The sequence below is a fragment of the Aquitalea magnusonii genome, from assembly GCF_002217795.2.
GTDB classification, from domain to species: domain Bacteria; phylum Pseudomonadota; class Gammaproteobacteria; order Burkholderiales; family Chromobacteriaceae; genus Aquitalea; species Aquitalea magnusonii_B.
Genome location: NZ_AP018823.1, coordinates 467,408 through 484,111, shown reverse-complemented (window position 1 = coordinate 484,111; position 16,704 = coordinate 467,408). Strand labels below are relative to the sequence as shown.

15 protein-coding genes and 5 tRNA genes are annotated in these 16,704 nt (G+C 57.7%); 4 read left to right on the top strand and 16 right to left on the bottom strand.

What is annotated here, in order from left to right; translation table 11 throughout:
- Window positions 1–17 precede the first annotated feature (17 nt).
- Complete coding sequence (locus tag DLM_RS02365; protein WP_089084968.1) at window positions 18–1,094, top strand: fimbrial protein; 1,077 nt, start codon at window positions 18–20, stop codon at window positions 1,092–1,094.
- Window positions 1,095–1,158: 64 nt separating this feature from the next.
- Here the strand turns inward: DLM_RS02365 and DLM_RS02360 are convergent.
- The 8 genes from DLM_RS02360 to DLM_RS02325 form a co-directional block, all read right to left on the bottom strand.
- Window positions 1,159–1,232 (bottom strand) — tRNA-Cys (locus DLM_RS02360).
- A gap of 42 nt (window positions 1,233–1,274) precedes the next feature.
- Window positions 1,275–1,350 (bottom strand) — tRNA-Gly (locus DLM_RS02355).
- Window positions 1,351–1,381: 31 nt separating this feature from the next.
- Window positions 1,382–1,457 (bottom strand) — tRNA-Gly (locus tag DLM_RS02350).
- 46 nt (window positions 1,458–1,503) lie between these two features.
- Window positions 1,504–1,579: transfer RNA gene (locus tag DLM_RS02345), tRNA-Gly, on the bottom strand.
- Window positions 1,580–1,607: 28 nt separating this feature from the next.
- Window positions 1,608–1,683, bottom strand: a tRNA-Gly gene (locus tag DLM_RS02340).
- An 88-nt stretch (window positions 1,684–1,771) separates the two neighbouring features.
- The gene (pgsA, locus tag DLM_RS02335) at window positions 1,772–2,353 is read right to left on the bottom strand and encodes a CDP-diacylglycerol--glycerol-3-phosphate 3-phosphatidyltransferase (RefSeq protein ID WP_089084969.1); all 582 of its coding nucleotides are present in this window, start codon (window positions 2,351–2,353) and stop codon (window positions 1,772–1,774) included.
- Between the two features lie 26 nt (window positions 2,354–2,379).
- Window positions 2,380–4,185 (bottom strand): excinuclease ABC subunit UvrC, encoded by a 1,806-nt coding sequence (gene uvrC / locus DLM_RS02330; protein ID WP_089084970.1) that lies wholly within the window; start codon window positions 4,183–4,185, stop codon window positions 2,380–2,382.
- A gap of 4 nt (window positions 4,186–4,189) precedes the next feature.
- Window positions 4,190–4,624, bottom strand: a complete 435-nt coding sequence (locus DLM_RS02325; protein WP_089084971.1) for a DUF4124 domain-containing protein — start codon at window positions 4,622–4,624, stop codon at window positions 4,190–4,192.
- Window positions 4,625–4,758: 134 nt separating this feature from the next.
- Here DLM_RS02325 and guaB point away from each other — a divergent pair, with 134 nt between their 5' ends.
- Entirely contained in the window at window positions 4,759–6,222 is a 1,464-nt protein-coding gene (gene guaB, locus DLM_RS02320; protein WP_089084972.1) for an IMP dehydrogenase, read from the top strand.
- Between the two features lie 80 nt (window positions 6,223–6,302).
- Here the strand turns inward: guaB and DLM_RS02315 are convergent, their stop codons facing one another.
- On the bottom strand, window positions 6,303–6,788 hold the full coding sequence (locus DLM_RS02315) for an AraC family transcriptional regulator (RefSeq protein ID WP_167467023.1): 486 nt from the start codon (window positions 6,786–6,788) through the stop codon (window positions 6,303–6,305).
- A 13-nt stretch (window positions 6,789–6,801) separates the two neighbouring features.
- Window positions 6,802–7,674, bottom strand: coding sequence for an AraC family transcriptional regulator (locus DLM_RS02310; protein WP_089084974.1), 873 nt, complete (start codon window positions 7,672–7,674; stop codon window positions 6,802–6,804).
- Between the two features lie 201 nt (window positions 7,675–7,875).
- Between DLM_RS02310 and DLM_RS02305 the strand changes: the two genes are divergently transcribed.
- Both DLM_RS02305 and DLM_RS02300 read left to right on the top strand, forming a co-directional pair.
- Entirely contained in the window at window positions 7,876–8,748 is an 873-nt protein-coding gene (locus tag DLM_RS02305) for an alpha/beta fold hydrolase (RefSeq protein ID WP_089084975.1), read from the top strand.
- Between the two features lie 140 nt (window positions 8,749–8,888).
- Complete coding sequence (locus DLM_RS02300) at window positions 8,889–9,746, top strand: HDOD domain-containing protein (RefSeq protein WP_089084976.1); 858 nt, start codon at window positions 8,889–8,891, stop codon at window positions 9,744–9,746.
- A gap of 66 nt (window positions 9,747–9,812) precedes the next feature.
- On the opposite strand, the gene DLM_RS02295 is transcribed toward DLM_RS02300, so the two are convergent.
- The 6 genes from DLM_RS02295 to DLM_RS02270 form a co-directional block, all read right to left on the bottom strand.
- Window positions 9,813–11,303 carry a carboxypeptidase M32 gene (locus DLM_RS02295; protein WP_089084977.1) on the bottom strand — a complete coding sequence of 497 codons (1,491 nt, stop codon included), beginning with the start codon at window positions 11,301–11,303 and terminating at the stop codon, window positions 9,813–9,815.
- 78 nt (window positions 11,304–11,381) lie between these two features.
- Complete coding sequence (locus DLM_RS02290; protein ID WP_197715488.1) at window positions 11,382–12,077, bottom strand: hypothetical protein; 696 nt, start codon at window positions 12,075–12,077, stop codon at window positions 11,382–11,384.
- Window positions 12,078–12,257: 180 nt separating this feature from the next.
- Entirely contained in the window at window positions 12,258–13,364 is a 1,107-nt protein-coding gene (gene ribD / locus DLM_RS02285) for a bifunctional diaminohydroxyphosphoribosylaminopyrimidine deaminase/5-amino-6-(5-phosphoribosylamino)uracil reductase RibD (protein WP_089084978.1), read from the bottom strand.
- Between the two features lie 103 nt (window positions 13,365–13,467).
- Window positions 13,468–13,926, bottom strand: a complete 459-nt coding sequence (gene nrdR, locus DLM_RS02280) for a transcriptional regulator NrdR (protein ID WP_089084979.1) — start codon at window positions 13,924–13,926, stop codon at window positions 13,468–13,470.
- 149 nt (window positions 13,927–14,075) lie between these two features.
- Entirely contained in the window at window positions 14,076–15,323 is a 1,248-nt protein-coding gene (gene glyA, locus DLM_RS02275) for a serine hydroxymethyltransferase (RefSeq protein ID WP_045845685.1), read from the bottom strand.
- 120 nt (window positions 15,324–15,443) lie between these two features.
- Window positions 15,444–16,550: a hypothetical protein gene (locus DLM_RS02270; protein WP_231960003.1), complete on the bottom strand. Its 1,107-nt coding sequence runs from the start codon at window positions 16,548–16,550 to the stop codon at window positions 15,444–15,446.
- Window positions 16,551–16,704: the final 154 nt, after the last annotated feature.

Here is a 16,704-nt window from a genome sequence, read left to right as displayed (position 1 = left end):
TGCCCAGGAAGGATAACATGCAAAACCTAATACACCATCACGCAACCAAACTATATAGTTGTTTGGCTAAAATCGGCTTTCTCATCAGTATGGCTATCCTGCCTAGCATCGCATATGCTGATTGTGGAGCAAATAATCCGCCGGTCCTGATGGGTTTTACAAGCATTGAGCGACCTGCGCGCGATGCACCGCTGATTACACCAATCAGTCAATGGAGCACAGCAAGTACGACATTATTTCATAGCTGCACACTTTGGTTTACTTATTTCTTCCATGGATTCGTTGATTCTATCCCTGTTCGCGGCTACTACTTCGACCCTAGCGACGGTATTAACTACCCCATTCTCAACATCGATAGCACTGCATCCAAGGGCATTCCAGTTGGTTACATTGCCGCGGTGAACATTAATGATAGTGGTTTTATCCCTATTAGCGGTAACAGGATGCAGATTGTTCATAAAGAGTTATTATCAAGTTCAAGCGTCAAGGGAATTATGAAAATTAGATTGGTGCGTTATGGGCCATTACCTCCCGCAACTAATACTCTGACCTTGTCATTGAACTGGACTCATATATCTTATGGCTACACTCCAGATATTAACAAGGGTAATGGCAAGACTTTTGTAGGGGGTACTGTACGCTACACCTTCTCTAACAGCGCGGAGCCCACCTGCTCGGTCAGCACACAGAATCTAGTCGTTAATTTACCCGCCATTGATGCCAAACGATTAAGCAGTATTGGCGCAACTACCGGCGATACGCCATTTACTTTATTGGTAAACTGCCCCGGCACTACACCTATTAATGTATACATGACGCTGACTGATAATAAACTGGGGCAAACAAACTACTCTACTGCGCTCAGCTCCAGCACCGAAGGGGTAGGTGTGCAAATTCGTGATCTGAATAGACAAGCGATTACCCTGGGGCCGGACTCCAGCATAGCGGGTAATCCTGGTCAGTTTCTGGTCAGAAATAATTTTACAGGCATCACACCCATTCCATTTATCGCAAGCTATATCCGTACCGGAACCGGAGTCATAAAACCGGGAAAGCTGACAGCGGTTGCCACCTTCACCATGTCGTATCAGTAGCGTTAGGAGTTCAGATAGGAATCGAAATTGAAAAAGCCCTTGCATTATCTGCAAGGGCTTTTTTTGGAGGCGCGGGCCGGAGTCGAACCGACCTACACGGATTTGCAATCCGGTGCATAACCGCTTTGCTACCGCGCCGTAGCTTGAATCCAAACAGCACATTGTCTGCTTGATAAAATGTGGAGCGGGAAACGAGGCTCGAACTCGCGACCTCAACCTTGGCAAGGTTGCGCTCTACCAACTGAGCTATTCCCGCGTCGTGGGTACTACTTATTTGATAGTGTGGGTGGAGCGGGAAACGAGGCTCGAACTCGCGACCTCAACCTTGGCAAGGTTGCGCTCTACCAACTGAGCTATTCCCGCATCGCATGGCACTACCAAACATGTTTACTGCTGCCAATACAGTGGATGGAGCGGGAAACGAGGCTCGAACTCGCGACCTCAACCTTGGCAAGGTTGCGCTCTACCAACTGAGCTATTCCCGCGTCGCATATACTGCTGCAAATCAAGTAGTGGAGCGGGAAACGAGGCTCGAACTCGCGACCTCAACCTTGGCAAGGTTGCGCTCTACCAACTGAGCTATTCCCGCATACAACTTGGTTTGCTTCTCTTGTCTGCCACCGAAGTGGCGTCGAGAGAGTGCGAATTATAAGGGTTTCTCGCCCCCTGTCAACACTTCAAACATCAATTTTTTTGCCGGAAAACTCGCGGGCAGCCATGCGCAGATAGTAAACCATTGACCATAAAGTCAAAATCACGGCGATAACCATGAAAATATTTCCTGCAAGCAGGCTATCCACACCAGGGAAAAGCGGACCGGCATAAAGCAACAACAGGATGGCCAGCATTTGTGCTGCCGTTTTCAGCTTGCCAATATAGGCCACGGCAACGCTGCCACGGCTTCCCATGCCGGCCATCCATTCGCGTAGTGCGGAGATGGTGATTTCACGACCGATGATGATCATGGCCATCCAGCCTGGGGTTCTCCCCATTTCCACCAGCAGGATAAGTGCAGCTGCCACAATGAGTTTGTCGGCAACCGGATCAAGGAATGCGCCGAAGGCAGATGTCTGGCCCAGCTTGCGTGCCAGAAAGCCATCCAGCCAGTCGGTCCAGGCCGCCAGAAAGAAAATCATGGCACCGACGTTATTGCGGTCAGCTGCCAGCAGCATGGAGTCTGGCAAAAAGAATACCGCCACACACAGCGGTATCAGCGCAACGCGCAACCAGGTAAGGAAGATCGGCAAATTGAAGGGCATGTGGTTAATCTGCTTATGGTTTTCGTTTAATGCAAGGCCTGGTAGATCTTCTCGGCCAGCGTGCGACTGATGCCATCCACCTGTGCCAGTTCATCCACTGCGGCAGCCACAACGCCACGCAAGCCACCAAAGCGCAGTAATAATTGCTGACGTCGTTTGGCACCAACACCCGGAATATCTTCCAGGGTGGATGCTGTACGCGCCTTGGCGCGTCGTGCGCGGTGTCCGGTAATGGCAAAGCGGTGCGCTTCGTCTCGGATGGTCTGGATCAGATGCAATGCCGGGTGATCACTGCGCAATTGTAGCGTCTTTTGCTGGTAAGGGAGGATGAGCGTTTCCAGACCGGGCTTGCGCTCCTCCCCCTTGGCCACACCGATGATGGGTAAGGTGAGTCCAAGTTCTGCAAATACTTCCATGGCAATCCCTACCTGCCCCTTGCCACCATCGATCAAGACGGCGTCCGGCAGCAGCCCCTCTCCTTGCGCCAATTTGCTGTAGCGCCTGGTCAGTACCTCGCGCATGGCGGCATAGTCATCGCCGGCTTTGGCCGTTTCAATATTAAAACGGCGGTATTGTCCGGGCTGCATGGCTTCCTTGTCGTACACCACGCAGGAAGCCACCGTGGCTTCACCCATGGTATGACTGATATCGAAGCACTCCAGCCGTTCAACCCCCTCCAGCCCCAGCGCCTCGTTCAATTGTGCTAGACGATGCTGCTGGGTGGCCTTGCTGCTCAGGCGTTGCTGAATGGCCAGCATGGCATTTTTCTCGGCCATTTCCAGCCAGATACGGCGCTCGCTGATGGGATTGCTGACCAGATGCACATGGCGCTCGGATTGCTGTTCCAGCAAATCGCGCAAGGCGGCGGGGATGTCTCGGTTGACAATGATGACCGGTGGCATCACCGCCCCCAGATAGTGCTGGGCGAGAAAGGCATCCAGCGCTGCACCTGCATCGTCGTCGACAGTGCCCTGGGGAAAGAAGCTCTTGTCTCCCAGATGGCGACCGCCACGTATCATCACCAGATTGAGACACACCAGCCCACCGTCGGCAACCGCAGCCACCACATCACAATCCTGCTGGCTGGCATTACTGGAAACAAACTGCTTTTCCTGTACCCGGCTCAAAGCCTGGACCTGGTCGCGCAGTTCAGCTGCCTGCTCGAACTCCAGTGCCAGCGCTGCTTGCTCCATGCGCTGAGTCAAGCTGTCGATGAGTTCGTTTTGGCGACCTTGCAAAAAGGCCACGGCGCTTTGCACATCACTGCGGTATTCCTCTGCCGAGATATGCTCGACACAGGGTGCGGAGCAGCGTTTGATCTGATACAGCAGACAGGGGCGCGAGCGGTTGGTAAACACAGCATCTTCACAGGTACGCAGGCGAAAGACCTTTTGCAGGATCTGAATGCTTTCGCGTACGGCGTAGCTGTTGGGATACGGGCCAAAAAACTGATGTGGCTTCTTGGGTTCTCCCCGGTAATACGCCAGTTGCGGGAAGGCATGCCCGGTGAGCATCAGATACGGGTAGGACTTGTCATCCCGGAACAGGATGTTGTACTTGGGTGCCAGCGCCTTGATCAGGTTGTTTTCCAGGATCAGCGCTTCGGCTTCCGAGCGGGTGACGGTGGTTTCGATACTGGCGATCTGCCGCACCATGAGCTGGATACGGGGCGAATGGTCGGTCTTCTGGAAATAAGAGCTGACTCGCTTTTTCAGGTCTATGGCCTTGCCCACATAAAGCACATTGCCCGACGTATCGAACATGCGATAAACGCCGGGCAAATTGGGAAGGCTGGCCAGTACCGATTGGTAATCGAAACTGTTCTGGTTCATGTGGTCACTGGTTACACCAGCTTTGTACATCCTGCTGGGCTTGTTGCAACAAGGCAGTGCGCTGGCTGTCGGTGGCAAGAGCCGTGCTGCCCGGCATGCGAATCCGGCCATTTTGCTGTAGCGACGTCAGATTGTCGCGCGCGCGCTTGCAGTTTTCCTGCGCCACTTTCTTGTTCTGCTCTTTTACCTTGGCGTTTTCTGCGGAAATCTCGGCGTTTTTCTTGTCGATGTCGCTCAAGGGGCTGCCCTTGACGGCCTTGGCCGGTGCCGATGCTGGGGCATAGGCACGCACATTCAACGGTTTTGCCTTGGCTCCCGGCGGCGGCTGGTCGGAAAACACGGTTTTGCCGTTGGCATCGACATACTGGTACACCTCAGCCATCACCGGGGCGGACAGCGCACATGCAACAAGCACACTCAGAATCGCAAGGGATTTCATTCGTTTGGTGTCCTAAGCTGAAACATGCTGATTGTACGGTGTAGGCAGGCTGATCGCAAAAGCAAGCATCAGCATTTTTTGCAACACATCAATAGTCTCGGTATAATGCCGCTTTGCCGCAAAGGAAACGCCAGATGCGTATCATCGAGAAAGCCTATACTTTCGACGACGTTCTCCTCGTCCCGGCCCATTCTGAAGTTCTGCCGCGCGACGTAGTCCTCTCTACCAAACTCACCCGCAATATCACGCTGAACCTGCCGCTGGTTTCTGCCGCCATGGATACGGTTACCGAATCCTCGCTGGCCATTGCCATGGCACAGGAAGGCGGCATTGGCATCATTCACAAGAATATGTCGGCCGACAAGCAAGCTGCGGAAGTGTCCAAGGTAAAACGCCACGAAAGCGGCGTGGTCAAAGACCCGATCACCATTGCCCCGGACATGCTGGTGCGCGATCTGGTCCTGCTGACCCGCCAACACAAGATTTCCGGCCTGCCGGTGATCGAAAACGGCAAGGTGGTTGGCATTGTGACCAACCGTGACCTGCGTTTCGAAACCCGTCTGGAACAGTCCGTCGGCTCCATCATGACGCCGCGTGAGCGCCTGATTACCGTCAAGGAAGGTGCCAGCATCGACGAAGCCCGCGAACTGATGCACACCCACCGCCTGGAGCGCGTGCTGGTGATCAACGATGCGTGGGAGCTGAAGGGTCTGATTACCGTCAAGGACATCGTCAAGACCAGCGAACACCCGAATGCCAACAAGGATAGCCAAGGCCGTCTGCGTGTAGGCGCTGCCGTGGGTACCGGTGGTGATACCGAACAGCGCGTGGCCGCACTGGTTGCCGCCGGAGTGGACGTGATTGTGGTGGATACCGCGCATGGCCACAGCCAGGGCGTAATCGAGCGCGTGCGCTGGGTGAAGCAAACCTACCCGCAAGTCGATGTGATTGGCGGCAATATTGCTACCGCTGCTGCGGCTCGCGCACTGGTGGAAGCCGGTGCCGATGGCGTGAAAGTGGGCATTGGCCCGGGCTCCATCTGCACCACCCGTATCGTGGCCGGTGTGGGCGTACCGCAACTGACCGCCATCCACAATGTTTCCGAAGAACTGAAAGGCACTGGCGTGCCGATGATCGCCGACGGCGGCATCCGCTTCTCCGGCGACATCTCCAAGGCACTGGCTGCCGGTGGCAACTGCGTGATGCTGGGCGGCATGTTCGCCGGCACCGAAGAAGCACCGGGTGAAGTCGAGCTGTACCAGGGTCGTTCCTACAAGTCCTACCGCGGTATGGGCTCGCTGGGTGCGATGAGTCAGGGTTCGGCTGACCGTTACTTCCAGGACAGCTCCAACGCTGCCGACAAGTTCGTACCGGAAGGTATTGAAGGTCGCGTACCGTACAAGGGCCCGATCGCTGCCGTCATCCATCAGCTGATGGGCGGCCTGCGCTCCTCCATGGGTTACCTGGGCTGCGCCAACATCGATGAAATGCATGAAAAAGCCGGCTTCGTGGAAATCACCTCCGCCGGTATGCAGGAATCGCATGTACACGACGTACAAATCACCAAGGAAGCGCCGAACTACCACGTTTCGCGTTAATCCTCGGTCACAGCCGGTCCCCGACCGGCTGACGAACAAAAGCCCGTATTTTACGATGCGGGCTTTTTTGTGGCTGTTACTCAGGCCAAGGGCAGCAGCAAGCGGGTACGCCATGCCTCCGGTGCCACATCATGCGGACCGATCAAGGCTTCATCCAGCAAGGGGCGTTGGCCAAATTGCTCGCCACTACCCGGCAGCCACTCTTGCAGCAACCAGTTCCATGCCGCTGCCAGACCCTGATACGGCCCCGCATGCACAATGCTGGCATAGCGCCCGGCCGCCAGCTCGCCATAGACAAAGCCCAGTTCTTCCACTTCGGCAGCGGTGAGTGACAAAGCTGGCGGCGGCGTCAGGCAGGCCGCTGCCCGCAATGCCTGCGGCGCAACCGTGGCGGGGTCATCCAGGTACTGCCCGAATGCGCGCACGGTTTGTGGAGCAGCCGCATGCTGCTGCAACAGCGCGCGCAAGGCGGCAAAAGCAGCAGCAATGCCGGAATAAGGCCCCTGCTGCGGCTTCATCAGCACCGGCAGCGGCTGTTGGTAATGGATGATTTCTACCTGATACATGATGGGCTCCGGTTTAATCTTGCAAGGCCAGCAGCAAACGGCTGCGCAGTTGGGTGGGCGGCGTATTGTAAGGCGCATTCAGATACTGCTCGAGGCAAGGCAGGTTGGCGGGCTCCTCAGCGCTGTGCGGCAACCAATGGCGGTATAACTGATCCCACGCGGTTTTCAGCTCGGCATACGGCCCCAGATGCTCAAGGCAGGCATAACGTCCCGCCGGGATCTCGCCATGGACAAAGCCTTGAGCAGTCAGCAGATCATCACTCAAACTGAATCCGGCTGGCCGGCTGACACTGGCGATAGAACGTAAATCAGCCGCTGTCACCTCATCCGGATCATCCAGATACTGGCCGAATACCTGCAAGGGCTCACCACCTGTCGGCATCGGCCCCACCAAGGCATGCAGGGCATCAAAAGCCTGACCTATCCCCATATACGGCCCACGATGATGCCGCTGCAATACCGGCATGGCGGGTAACACGATGATGCTGACGCTGTGCATGACACGCTCCTGTAAAGTGGTGGACATGAGCAAACGTCGCTGACGATAGCGTCCAGGCGTCTCGCCGTAGTGCTTGCCAAAAGCGCGCACGAAAGCAGCACTGCTGCCGAAACCGGCGCGGCTGGCAATCACGGGAAGCGCACGCCGGCCTGCCGCCAACTCACCAGCCGCCCGGTGCAACAGCATGCGCTGGCGAGTTTGGCTCAGCGTCTCGCCCATCAGCGCATGAAACAAGCGATGAAAGTGATAGGGAGAGAAGCAGGCTTCCTCGGCCAGCCGCTCCAGCGAGACGGATTGATCCAGATGCCGCCACAGGTAATCCAGTGCGCGCATCAGGCGCTGCGAATACAAGGTACCGGGGCCGTGCTGGCGATAGGGTTTGCTCATGACGGACAGTCTAGGTGAGAGGCGTTGATCGATTTTGCGATTCTAGCCTGCCCGGTCAAGGCGCAGCGCCTTTCCCCGCATGCACCCTTCCGCTCTTGCCCGGCATGCTGGCAGCCGTGTGCTTGGCAGGCAGTTGATGGTGAGGGCAAGCTGATTTTTCCGTACACTAATCCCCTCCCCATCCCTGTCGACTAGCCAACCATGCTTCCTGTTCAGCCCAGCCGTAGCGAATTCATTACCCTCAACCAGCACCACTACCATCTGCGCCACTGGGGTGAGCCTGAGGCCCCCTTGCTGATCATGCTGCATGGCTGGATGGATAGCGCGGCCACTTTCCAGTTTCTGGTCGATGCCCTGCCCGGCAACTGGCATGTGGTGGCACCCGACTGGCGCGGCTTTGGCGATAGCGCCTGGAACACGGGCAGTTATTACTTCCCGGACTATCTGGCTGATCTGGATGCTTTGCTGGACCATCTCTCGCCAGACCAGCCCGTGCGCCTGCTGGGACACAGCATGGGGGCGATGATTGCCGGCATCTATGCCGGTGTGCGCCCGGAGCGGATAGCGCGGCTGTCGCTGGTGGAAGGTTTTGGCCTGAATGCCACGCGCCCTACCGAAGCGCCGGGACGCTATGCCCGCTGGCTGCGGGAGCGCAGGGAACCCCGCAGCTTCAACCCCTTGGGCAGTCTGGAAAATGTTGCGGCCAAACTGATCGAGCGCAACCCCCGGCTGGAACAGCAGCGCGCCCGGTGGCTGGCAGCCTCATTGACCCGGTGCAATGAACAGGGTGAACTGGTTTACCGGGCAGACCCGCGCCATAAAATGGTTAACCCGGTGTTATACCGTTTGGAAGAAGCCAAAAGCTGTTGGCAGCGCATTAGCGCACCGGTGCAGTGGGTAATGGGTGGTGATATGTGGGACCACCCGATGGCCAAAGGTGTGATGGATACCCTGCCAGAGCGGCGTGCCTGCTTTGCCAGACTGCAGGAAAATGTCATTGCCGATGCTGGTCATATGATTCAGTGGGAACAAGCAGCCCGGCTGGCAGCCGCCATTCATCCCTTCCTGATTTAAGCTGTATCCAGCACTGTTTGCAGACTGGAAAATACGAGGATTGACCGGTATCAAAATTAGCAAGCAAGCGTGCAAGATGCCCCTACAGCGGGGAAGAAGGCTGATAAAATGAAGCCAGTCCATCACCTGAATTGCCCAGCATGACGCCACTGATCAGCACCGATGAGCGCGACGAGCTCCTGAAAAACCTGGTTATCCCCCCCCGCCCTGATGTGCTGGACAAGCTGATGAGCTTACGCCAGGACCCGGACATCACCCTACAGAAACTGGATGACATCATCAATGAGGATCCGGCACTGTGCGTGGCCATGCTCAAGGCTGCCAATACGCCCATTCTGGGTCGCGGCCGGCACATCACTTCGGTGCATCAGGCCATCAGCCTGCTGGGCATCAAGAACGTCATCAGCCTGGTGAGCGGTCTGGTACTGCGCACGCGGCTGACAGCAGAAACGCCGCCGGCACTGGAACAGTTCTGGGATAGCACCCTGCAAATCGCCATGATCAGCTCGGCGCTTTGTGACCACATTGTCCACGTTACCGACGACTGCCGCAGCTTTGCCCTGTTCCATAACTGTGGCATGGCCATCATGCTGATGCGCTTTCCCAGCTACAACCGTACCCTGCGCCTGGTGGAAATGGCCAGTGACGACCGGATTGGCCTGGTGGAGCAGGAACTGCACGGTACCCGCCATGATGTGGTGGGCTATCTGGTGGCGCGTAGCTGGAACATGCCGGAAAATTTTGCCAAAGCCATTCTGATGCAGAATGACAATACGGTGATGGATACCGGCCCGGATGCACCGCTAGACCATGATGGCCGCATGATGGTGGCTGTCACCCGTGCAGCACGCCATGTATGGCGCACCCTCACCCCCGGCAAGGAAGATACTGGCTGGGAAGCCCGCAAGGATGAGGTACTCAACTACCTGGGCATGTCGGATGTGGAGTTTGAGGACTGGGAGGATGCCATGCATCAGGAGCTGGCCGTCACGGCATAAGCCGCACAGGCTCCAGCAAAAAACCGCGTGTCAAACACGCGGTTTTTTCTTGGCAAATACACCACATCAGCCTAAATAGCGCGCCTCAAGGTGTGCGCGGAAATAGTCCGGGTTCAAGGCCTCCCCGCACGCACGGCTGACCAGCTCATCGGTCGGATAGCGGCTGGCCTGACTCCAGATGTTCTGCTCCAGCCAGTCAAACACCACTGACAGATCACCTGCGGCAATACGCTGATCCAGATCCGTCATACTACGGCGCATGACGGCAAAGTACTGCGCCGCATACATCGCCCCCAGGGTATAGCTGGGGAAATAACCAAAACTGCCATCGGTCCAGTGAATGTCCTGCAGGCAACCCTGGCGATAATTGCCACGGGTATCCACCCCCAGATAGCTTTGCATTTTCTCATCCCACAGTGCCGGGATGTCCTCGGCTTCGATCTCGCCTTCAATCAGCGCCTTTTCGATTTCATAGCGCAAGATGACATGGGCCGGATAGCACAGCTCATCGGCATCCACCCGGATGTAACCCGGATGGACCCGGCTGTAGAGCAAGGCCAGGTTTTCCGGTGCAAAGGCTGGCTGATCGCACAGATACTGGCAGATTAAGGGGGAAATCAGCGACAGGAAGGCCGGATTGCGCCCAAGCTGCATCTCGAAGGAGAGGCTCTGGCTTTCATGAATGCCCATGGAACGCGCACGCCCTACCGGCAGATGCAGCAAGTCGCGCGGCAGTCCCTGCTCGTAACGGGCATGCCCGGTTTCGTGGATGATGCCCATCAGGCTTTGCATGAAGTCATCTTCGCGGTAACGGGTGGTGATGCGCACGTCTTCCGGCACACCTCCGCAGAAGGGATGTACGCTGACATCCAGCCGGCCTGCATCAAAGTCGAAGCCCAGCAGCCCCATCACCGCCAGGCCCAGTTGGCGCTGCTGCTCCACCGGGAAGCTGCCTTGCGGCAGCAGCAGTTTCTCCTCTGCCTGCTTGGCCATGACGCGGGAAATCAGGCCCGGCAGCCACACTTTGACTGTACCGAAGATGCGATCGATATCAGCGCTCTTCATCCCCGGCTCGTATTTGTTCATCAGGGCATCGTAAGGCGTGCAGCCCTGGGCGGAAGCCAGCAATTGCGCTTCCTGACGCGACAGCTTCACCACTTCGCGGAAGTTCTGCAAAAAGCCGGTCCAGTCATTGTTGGCACGCTGTTCACGCCAGGCATGTTCACAACGCGCACCAGCCAGTGCCTGGGCTTCCACCAGTTCGGCCGGCAACAGATTGGCCTGCTGCCACTCGCGCCGCATTTCACGCAAACTGGCGCGTTCTGCTTCACTGTGGGCTTCCTGCTCGGCCTGTTGCAGCTCTTGCGCCAGGGCGGGGTCAGTCAGGGTGGCATGCATCAGCACTTCCAGCTCGGCCTGCGCAGCCGCCCGTGCTTCATTGCCTTTGGGCGGCATCATGGTGGCCTGATCCCAGCCGGCAATTGCGGCAAGGTGGGCAAAGCGGTGCAGGCGGGTAAAACGGGCAAGCAGCGAGGCATATGCCGGAGATTGCGACATGCGGACTCCTGAAGAACAAGTAAGAATTAAGAGATGCAGGGCTTGCAGCAGCGCTGGCTGGCAATTACCGCTGCTGACTCAATGCTGGCGGGTGGTACTGCCCGGCTGCAGCAGGCTGATGGGCTGGGCAGCTTCTTCCGCCAGATGGATACGTTCGTGTGCCGGGGGAAAAGACAGCCAGTAGTAGAAATACTCCCGCGCCAGTTGGACGAAGGCTTTCTGGTTCTGCGCATCATTCAGGTGCAGCAGCATGGCATCCACCACCATGCGGAAGCTGTCCGGCCGGTAGGGTTGGCCGGACAACAGGAACAACATGCCCTTGAGCAGGTATTCCCGCTCCTGGATGTCGGCTTCCGGCATGCCATCCTCAAACAGCTTGCCCAGATAGATTTCCAGTGAGGGCGGGAAGGCATCGAAACCTTGCTGTTGCATGCGTTCAAGCAGGGATGCCAGCGAATCGGCCATCTCCAGCCGCACATTGCGCGTGGTGAAACCGGAGCGGGAGGTGATTTCCACCAGTTTTTTGACATCGCCCAGCCAGAAATAATAGAACTCGCGAGCACACGTCAGTGCCGTGACGCGATCCACCACCTCACACGCATTGACAAAGCGCTCCACCACTCGCCGAAAAGACTGGGCATCACGCGACACGCCCTCCAGCAGGGGCAGCAGGCGATCCAGCAGTTGACGCCGCTCATCCAGCACCTGCTCAAGCGCACCCTGGCGCAAGATAAGACGCAAATATGCATCCAGTGCCTGTTGCAAAGCAGGCATGTCCATGCCGGGAAGAGATGATACCGACTCAGTCATTGGCTATTACTCGCGATGTCGGCCATGGCCGCTGCGCTCCTGCGGCATGCTGACTAGCCACCGCAGAAACCTGTTTCATTGTGGAACATGAAGCGTAGTTCGGCCAGACGAATTGCCGCTTCCTGCCTGACAGCCGCTGCCGGTTCATGGCATGGCAAAGGTCATGTTGATCCGGATATCCGCCCCCACCATGCGCACATCCTGAATTTTCACCTGCTGTTTGTCGGCCAGATCCTCCAGCGCCGGCCAGGCAAACAATCCTTGCGCGGTACTGCCCACCAGTGATGGTGCCAGGTAGAGAATGGCCTCATCCACCAGTCCGGCACGCACCAGCGCGCCATTGAGTCCGGCACCGGCTTCAATCATGAGTTCATTGACACCACGTTCGGCCAATCGTTGCATCAGCATGGGCAGATTGGCATGGCCGGCCTCTTCCGGCAGGACCATCAGTTCGGCACCCCGCTGCAGATAGGGTTGATGGCGGGTCAGGTCGGCAATGCTGGTCACCAGCAAGGTATTGCCACCGTGGAAAATGCGCCGGTCCGGCGGGGTGACCAGACGGCTGTCCAGCACCACCCGCAATGGCTGCTGTGGCAGGATGAAATCGCGTACCGTCAGTTGCGGGTTATCCACCAGCACGGTGCCGCTGCCGGTAAGAATCGCGCAACTGCGTGCGCGCAGCTTCTGCACATCGTGACGTGCGGCCGGGCCGGTAATCCACTGGCTCTTGCCATTGAGCAAGGCGGTTTTGCCATCCAGCGTGGCGGCGGCCTTGAGTGTCACCCACGGACGTTGCCGCTCCACCCGCGACAGAAAACCGCGATGTACGTGCCTGGCCTCGGCTTCCAGCAGTCCGGCACTGGCATCAATACCCGCCGCACGCAGCATGGCCAGCCCACGGCCGGACACCTCATGGTAAGGATCGACCATGGCTGCCACCACCCGCGCCAGCCCTTCCTGTACCAGCCGTTCGGCACACGGCGGCGTACGGCCATGATGGCTGCAAGGCTCCAGCGTGACATAGGCAGTCGCACCCCGCGCTGAATCGCCACGCGCCAGACAGTCCTTGATGGCCTGGATTTCAGCGTGATCCCCCCCCACCTGCAACGTAGCCCCGGTTCCAATCACCCGGCCATCCCGGACCAGAACACATCCCACACCGGGGTTGGGTGCCGCCCGACGAGTGGCGGCTTCGGCCAGGCGCAGTGCCTGCTGCATGAATACATGGTCTTGCGGGGAAAACGACGACATCAACAAGCCTTCCAGCGGAATGAAAAGTGGCCACCTCACCCCTGCCGGGCAGCGACCGATGGGGAGCAAACCACGCCCGGCATGCGCTGGGCGTTACCTTCGCTCAGTGATTGGATTTCTGTATTTCCTTGATGGCATCCGAAAATTCGGAGATATCCTGGAAACTGCGATACACCGAGGCAAAGCGCACATAGGCTACCTTGTCCAGCTTGGCCAGTTCGTTCATCACCATTTCACCGATCTGGCGGCTGGAAACCTCGCGCTCTCCCAGTTGCAGCAGGCGATGGCAGATACGGTCGATGGCATCGTCCACCAAGGCGGTGGGAACCGGGCGCTTGTGCAGCGCACGCAAGAAGCTGGTGCGCACTTTCTCGATATCGAATTCGGAACGATGGCCGCCGGATTTCACCACCTGCGGCATGCGCACGTCGGCGGTTTCGAATGTCGTGAAGCGCTTTTCACAAGCCAGGCAGCGGCGACGGCGACGGATGCTGGTACCGTCTTCGCTGACGCGGGAGTCGATCACCTGCGTATCGGCATTGCCACAGAAAGGACATTTCATGACGTGTCAATCCAGTGTTTTTATGATAAGCACTGATGGTATCAGCAAAGACCACACAGGTTAATGCCTGCCATCGTAAAGCCATGCCGATTTATTCCAGACAATAAAAAAGGCAGCCCTGAGGCTGCCTTGTTCAAACATGCTGGCGCTTACTTGGCGTAAACCGGGAAGCGATGGCACAGCGCGGTAGCCTGTTCGGCCACACGTGCAATGGCTGCATCGTCGTTCGGGTTGTCCAGTACGTCGGCTACCAGGTTGGCTACCATCACGGCTTCGGCTTCCTTGAAACCGCGGGTGGTGATGGCCGGGGAGCCGATACGGATGCCGGAAGTCACGAACGGGCTTTCCGGGTCATTCGGAATGGCGTTCTTGTTGACGGTGATGTGACCACGGCCCAGCAGCGCGTCAGCAGCCTTGCCGGTCAGGCCCTTGGGACGCAGGTCCACCAGGAAGACGTGGCTTTCGGTACGGCCGGAGATGATGCGCAGACCACGCTCGGCCAGGGTGCGGGCCATGGCGTCGGCGTTCTTCAGCACTTGTTCCTGATAAATCTTGAATTCCGGTTGCAGCGCTTCCTTGAAAGCGATGGCCTTGCCGGCAATCACGTGCATCAGCGGGCCGCCCTGCAGGGTGGGGAATACATTGCTGTTGATGCTCTTTTCGAACTCGGCCTTGGCCAGGATGATGCCGCCACGCGGACCACGCAGGGTCTTGTGGGTGGTGGAGGTCACGAAGTCGGCATGCGGCACCGGGTTCGGGTATACACCAGCGGCGATCAGACCGGCGTAGTGCGCCATGTCGACCATGAAGTAAGCACCGCACTTCTTGGCGATCTGGCCCATGCGTTCGAAGTCGAAGCGCAGCGCGTAAGCGGATGCACCACCGATGATCAGCTTGGGCTTGGTTTCCATCGCTACGCGTTCCATGTCGTCGTAGTCGATTTCTTCTTTTTCGTTCAGACCGTAGGCCACGATGTTGAACATCTTGCCGGACAGGTTGGCCGGGGAACCGTGGGTCAGGTGACCACCGTGGCCCAGGTTCATGCCCATTACGGTGTCGCCCGGCTTCAGGATGGAGAAATACACGGCCTGGTTGGCCTGGCTGCCGGAGTGCGGCTGCACGTTGGCGTATTCGGCACCGAACAGTTGCTTCACGCGGTCGATCGCCAGTTGCTCGATCACGTCCACGTGTTCACAGCCACCATAGAAACGCTTGGCCGGGTAGCCTTCGGCGTACTTGTTGGTCAACTGGGAGCCCTGGGCTTCCATCACTGCGGGGCTGGTATAGTTTTCGGAAGCGATCAGTTCAATATGATCTTCCTGGCGTTGGCACTCGGCCTTGATAGCGGCGGCCAGTTCCGGGTCGAACTTGGCAATCGTCTGGTCAGCTGCAAACATCTTTGACTCTTCCATCAAAGGGTTAACGATGAGGCCATTCTACACGAATCGCCCGGTGGAAAATTTTCACGTAAAGCTATTTTGGCAGTATCCGCAAACGCGACACGCCATGGTAGTTCTTTATTGTCCGCTCAGCTGCGGCAGGTCGTCCGCGGTAAAGAACAGCGGGATCCCGTCACGGCTTTCCGGGTAAACCTCGGCCAGCACATGCACATCGCGAACCCGGCATTCAGCCATCAGTTCACGGAAATTCGATTCAATCAGTGCCACATTGTCCATGGCCGCCAGCGGCCAGACAAAAGCCTCCCAGTTGCGTTCATCGCCTTCTGCCGACAGGGTGATGTGCAACTCACCGTTGTCATGGGCGGACAGAATGGCCACCGGGTCTTTCGACAGCTCGCGCAGCCGGCGGATCTGACTGCTGGCAAACACCTGCAAGGCCACCTCGAAGCGGGCGAAATTGCCAGCCACCAGGGCCTGCATCACCGGCAAGGGCGGGCGTGCAATCGGGAACAGCGTCACACCATCGGTGTGCAATTGTTCGCCCAGGAATTTCATCAGCGGCATGCCCCAGGCACCGACGGCACCACCCAGCTTTACCGGGACCGCATCACCTTCCGGCTGAATGGCCACACCCAGCAGGTAGCGCAGGAACACACCCTCTTCTTTCAGGGTGATGGCGGCACCGTTCAGGGCTTCGCCAACACCGTCTGCCGACGTCGTCAAATCACGGGTCAGGCGGTACAGCCTGGCCGCATCCATCGCCACCACCGTATCCGGATGCAGCAGTTGGCCAAACACGCGGACATCGCCATCCGAGCTGATGACACCATGTTGGCGCAGCAGTGCGTTCAAGCCATCTTCATCGGCAATGGCAGCAGGCAGCGTTGCCTGGTTCTTGCTGCCGGCCACCAGCACCAGCGGCAAGGCAAACACGTGCGCACAGCGCCCGTCCGGCTGCTCGACTGCGGCCCGCAATGCATCCCAGACAATCTTATAAGTGTCCTGCGACGGCACCATCGCCAAAGCGACCGAAATGGAGAGCAATTCGCCACGTTGCAACATTTGCGCCATGGCATCCCGAATGGCGACAAACCACATCTCGCGATCCGCTTCTGTCGTCGCGTTCTGCACCGACAGCGCGTTGTGGATCAGCATATTGGTCAGCGATACCTGCGGGTGGTATTGGCGCGGGTCCGGGAGAGTGAGAAGCGGCTGCGACATCATGTCATCCTGCTGAAATCGGGAAAGCGCATATTGTCGCACAGTCCGCCGCCGCTGGCTCACCAAGCAAGCGCTTGACTTTCGATTTCAAACATAAGCATGTGCTGATTAGCGACAAAAATGGATATTTTTTCGTTTTTCGAAAATACAGATGTTG

Excerpts from the sequence above, each read along its gene's own strand:
- pgsA (WP_089084969.1), bottom strand. The coding sequence starts at position 2,353 with ATGCCCTTCAATTTGCCGATCTTCCTTACCTGGTTGCGCGTTGCGCTG.
- glyA (WP_045845685.1), bottom strand. The coding sequence starts at position 15,323 with ATGTTTGCAGCTGACCAGACGATTGCCAAGTTCGACCCGGAACTGGCC.
- guaB (WP_089084972.1), top strand. The coding sequence starts at position 4,759 with ATGCGTATCATCGAGAAAGCCTATACTTTCGACGACGTTCTCCTCGTC.
- DLM_RS02295 (WP_089084977.1), bottom strand. The coding sequence starts at position 11,303 with ATGTCGCAATCTCCGGCATATGCCTCGCTGCTTGCCCGTTTTACCCGC.
- DLM_RS02325 (WP_089084971.1), bottom strand. The coding sequence starts at position 4,624 with ATGAAATCCCTTGCGATTCTGAGTGTGCTTGTTGCATGTGCGCTGTCC.
- uvrC (WP_089084970.1), bottom strand. The coding sequence starts at position 4,185 with ATGAACCAGAACAGTTTCGATTACCAATCGGTACTGGCCAGCCTTCCC.
- DLM_RS02270 (WP_231960003.1), bottom strand. The coding sequence starts at position 16,550 with ATGATGTCGCAGCCGCTTCTCACTCTCCCGGACCCGCGCCAATACCAC.
- DLM_RS02315 (WP_167467023.1), bottom strand. The coding sequence starts at position 6,788 with ATGTATCAGGTAGAAATCATCCATTACCAACAGCCGCTGCCGGTGCTG.
- DLM_RS02305 (WP_089084975.1), top strand. The coding sequence starts at position 7,876 with ATGCTTCCTGTTCAGCCCAGCCGTAGCGAATTCATTACCCTCAACCAG.
- DLM_RS02300 (WP_089084976.1), top strand. The coding sequence starts at position 8,889 with ATGACGCCACTGATCAGCACCGATGAGCGCGACGAGCTCCTGAAAAAC.
- ribD (WP_089084978.1), bottom strand. The coding sequence starts at position 13,364 with ATGTCGTCGTTTTCCCCGCAAGACCATGTATTCATGCAGCAGGCACTG.
- nrdR (WP_089084979.1), bottom strand. The coding sequence starts at position 13,926 with ATGAAATGTCCTTTCTGTGGCAATGCCGATACGCAGGTGATCGACTCC.
- DLM_RS02310 (WP_089084974.1), bottom strand. The coding sequence starts at position 7,674 with ATGAGCAAACCCTATCGCCAGCACGGCCCCGGTACCTTGTATTCGCAG.
- DLM_RS02290 (WP_197715488.1), bottom strand. The coding sequence starts at position 12,077 with ATGCCTGCTTTGCAACAGGCACTGGATGCATATTTGCGTCTTATCTTG.
- DLM_RS02365 (WP_089084968.1), top strand. The coding sequence starts at position 18 with ATGCAAAACCTAATACACCATCACGCAACCAAACTATATAGTTGTTTG.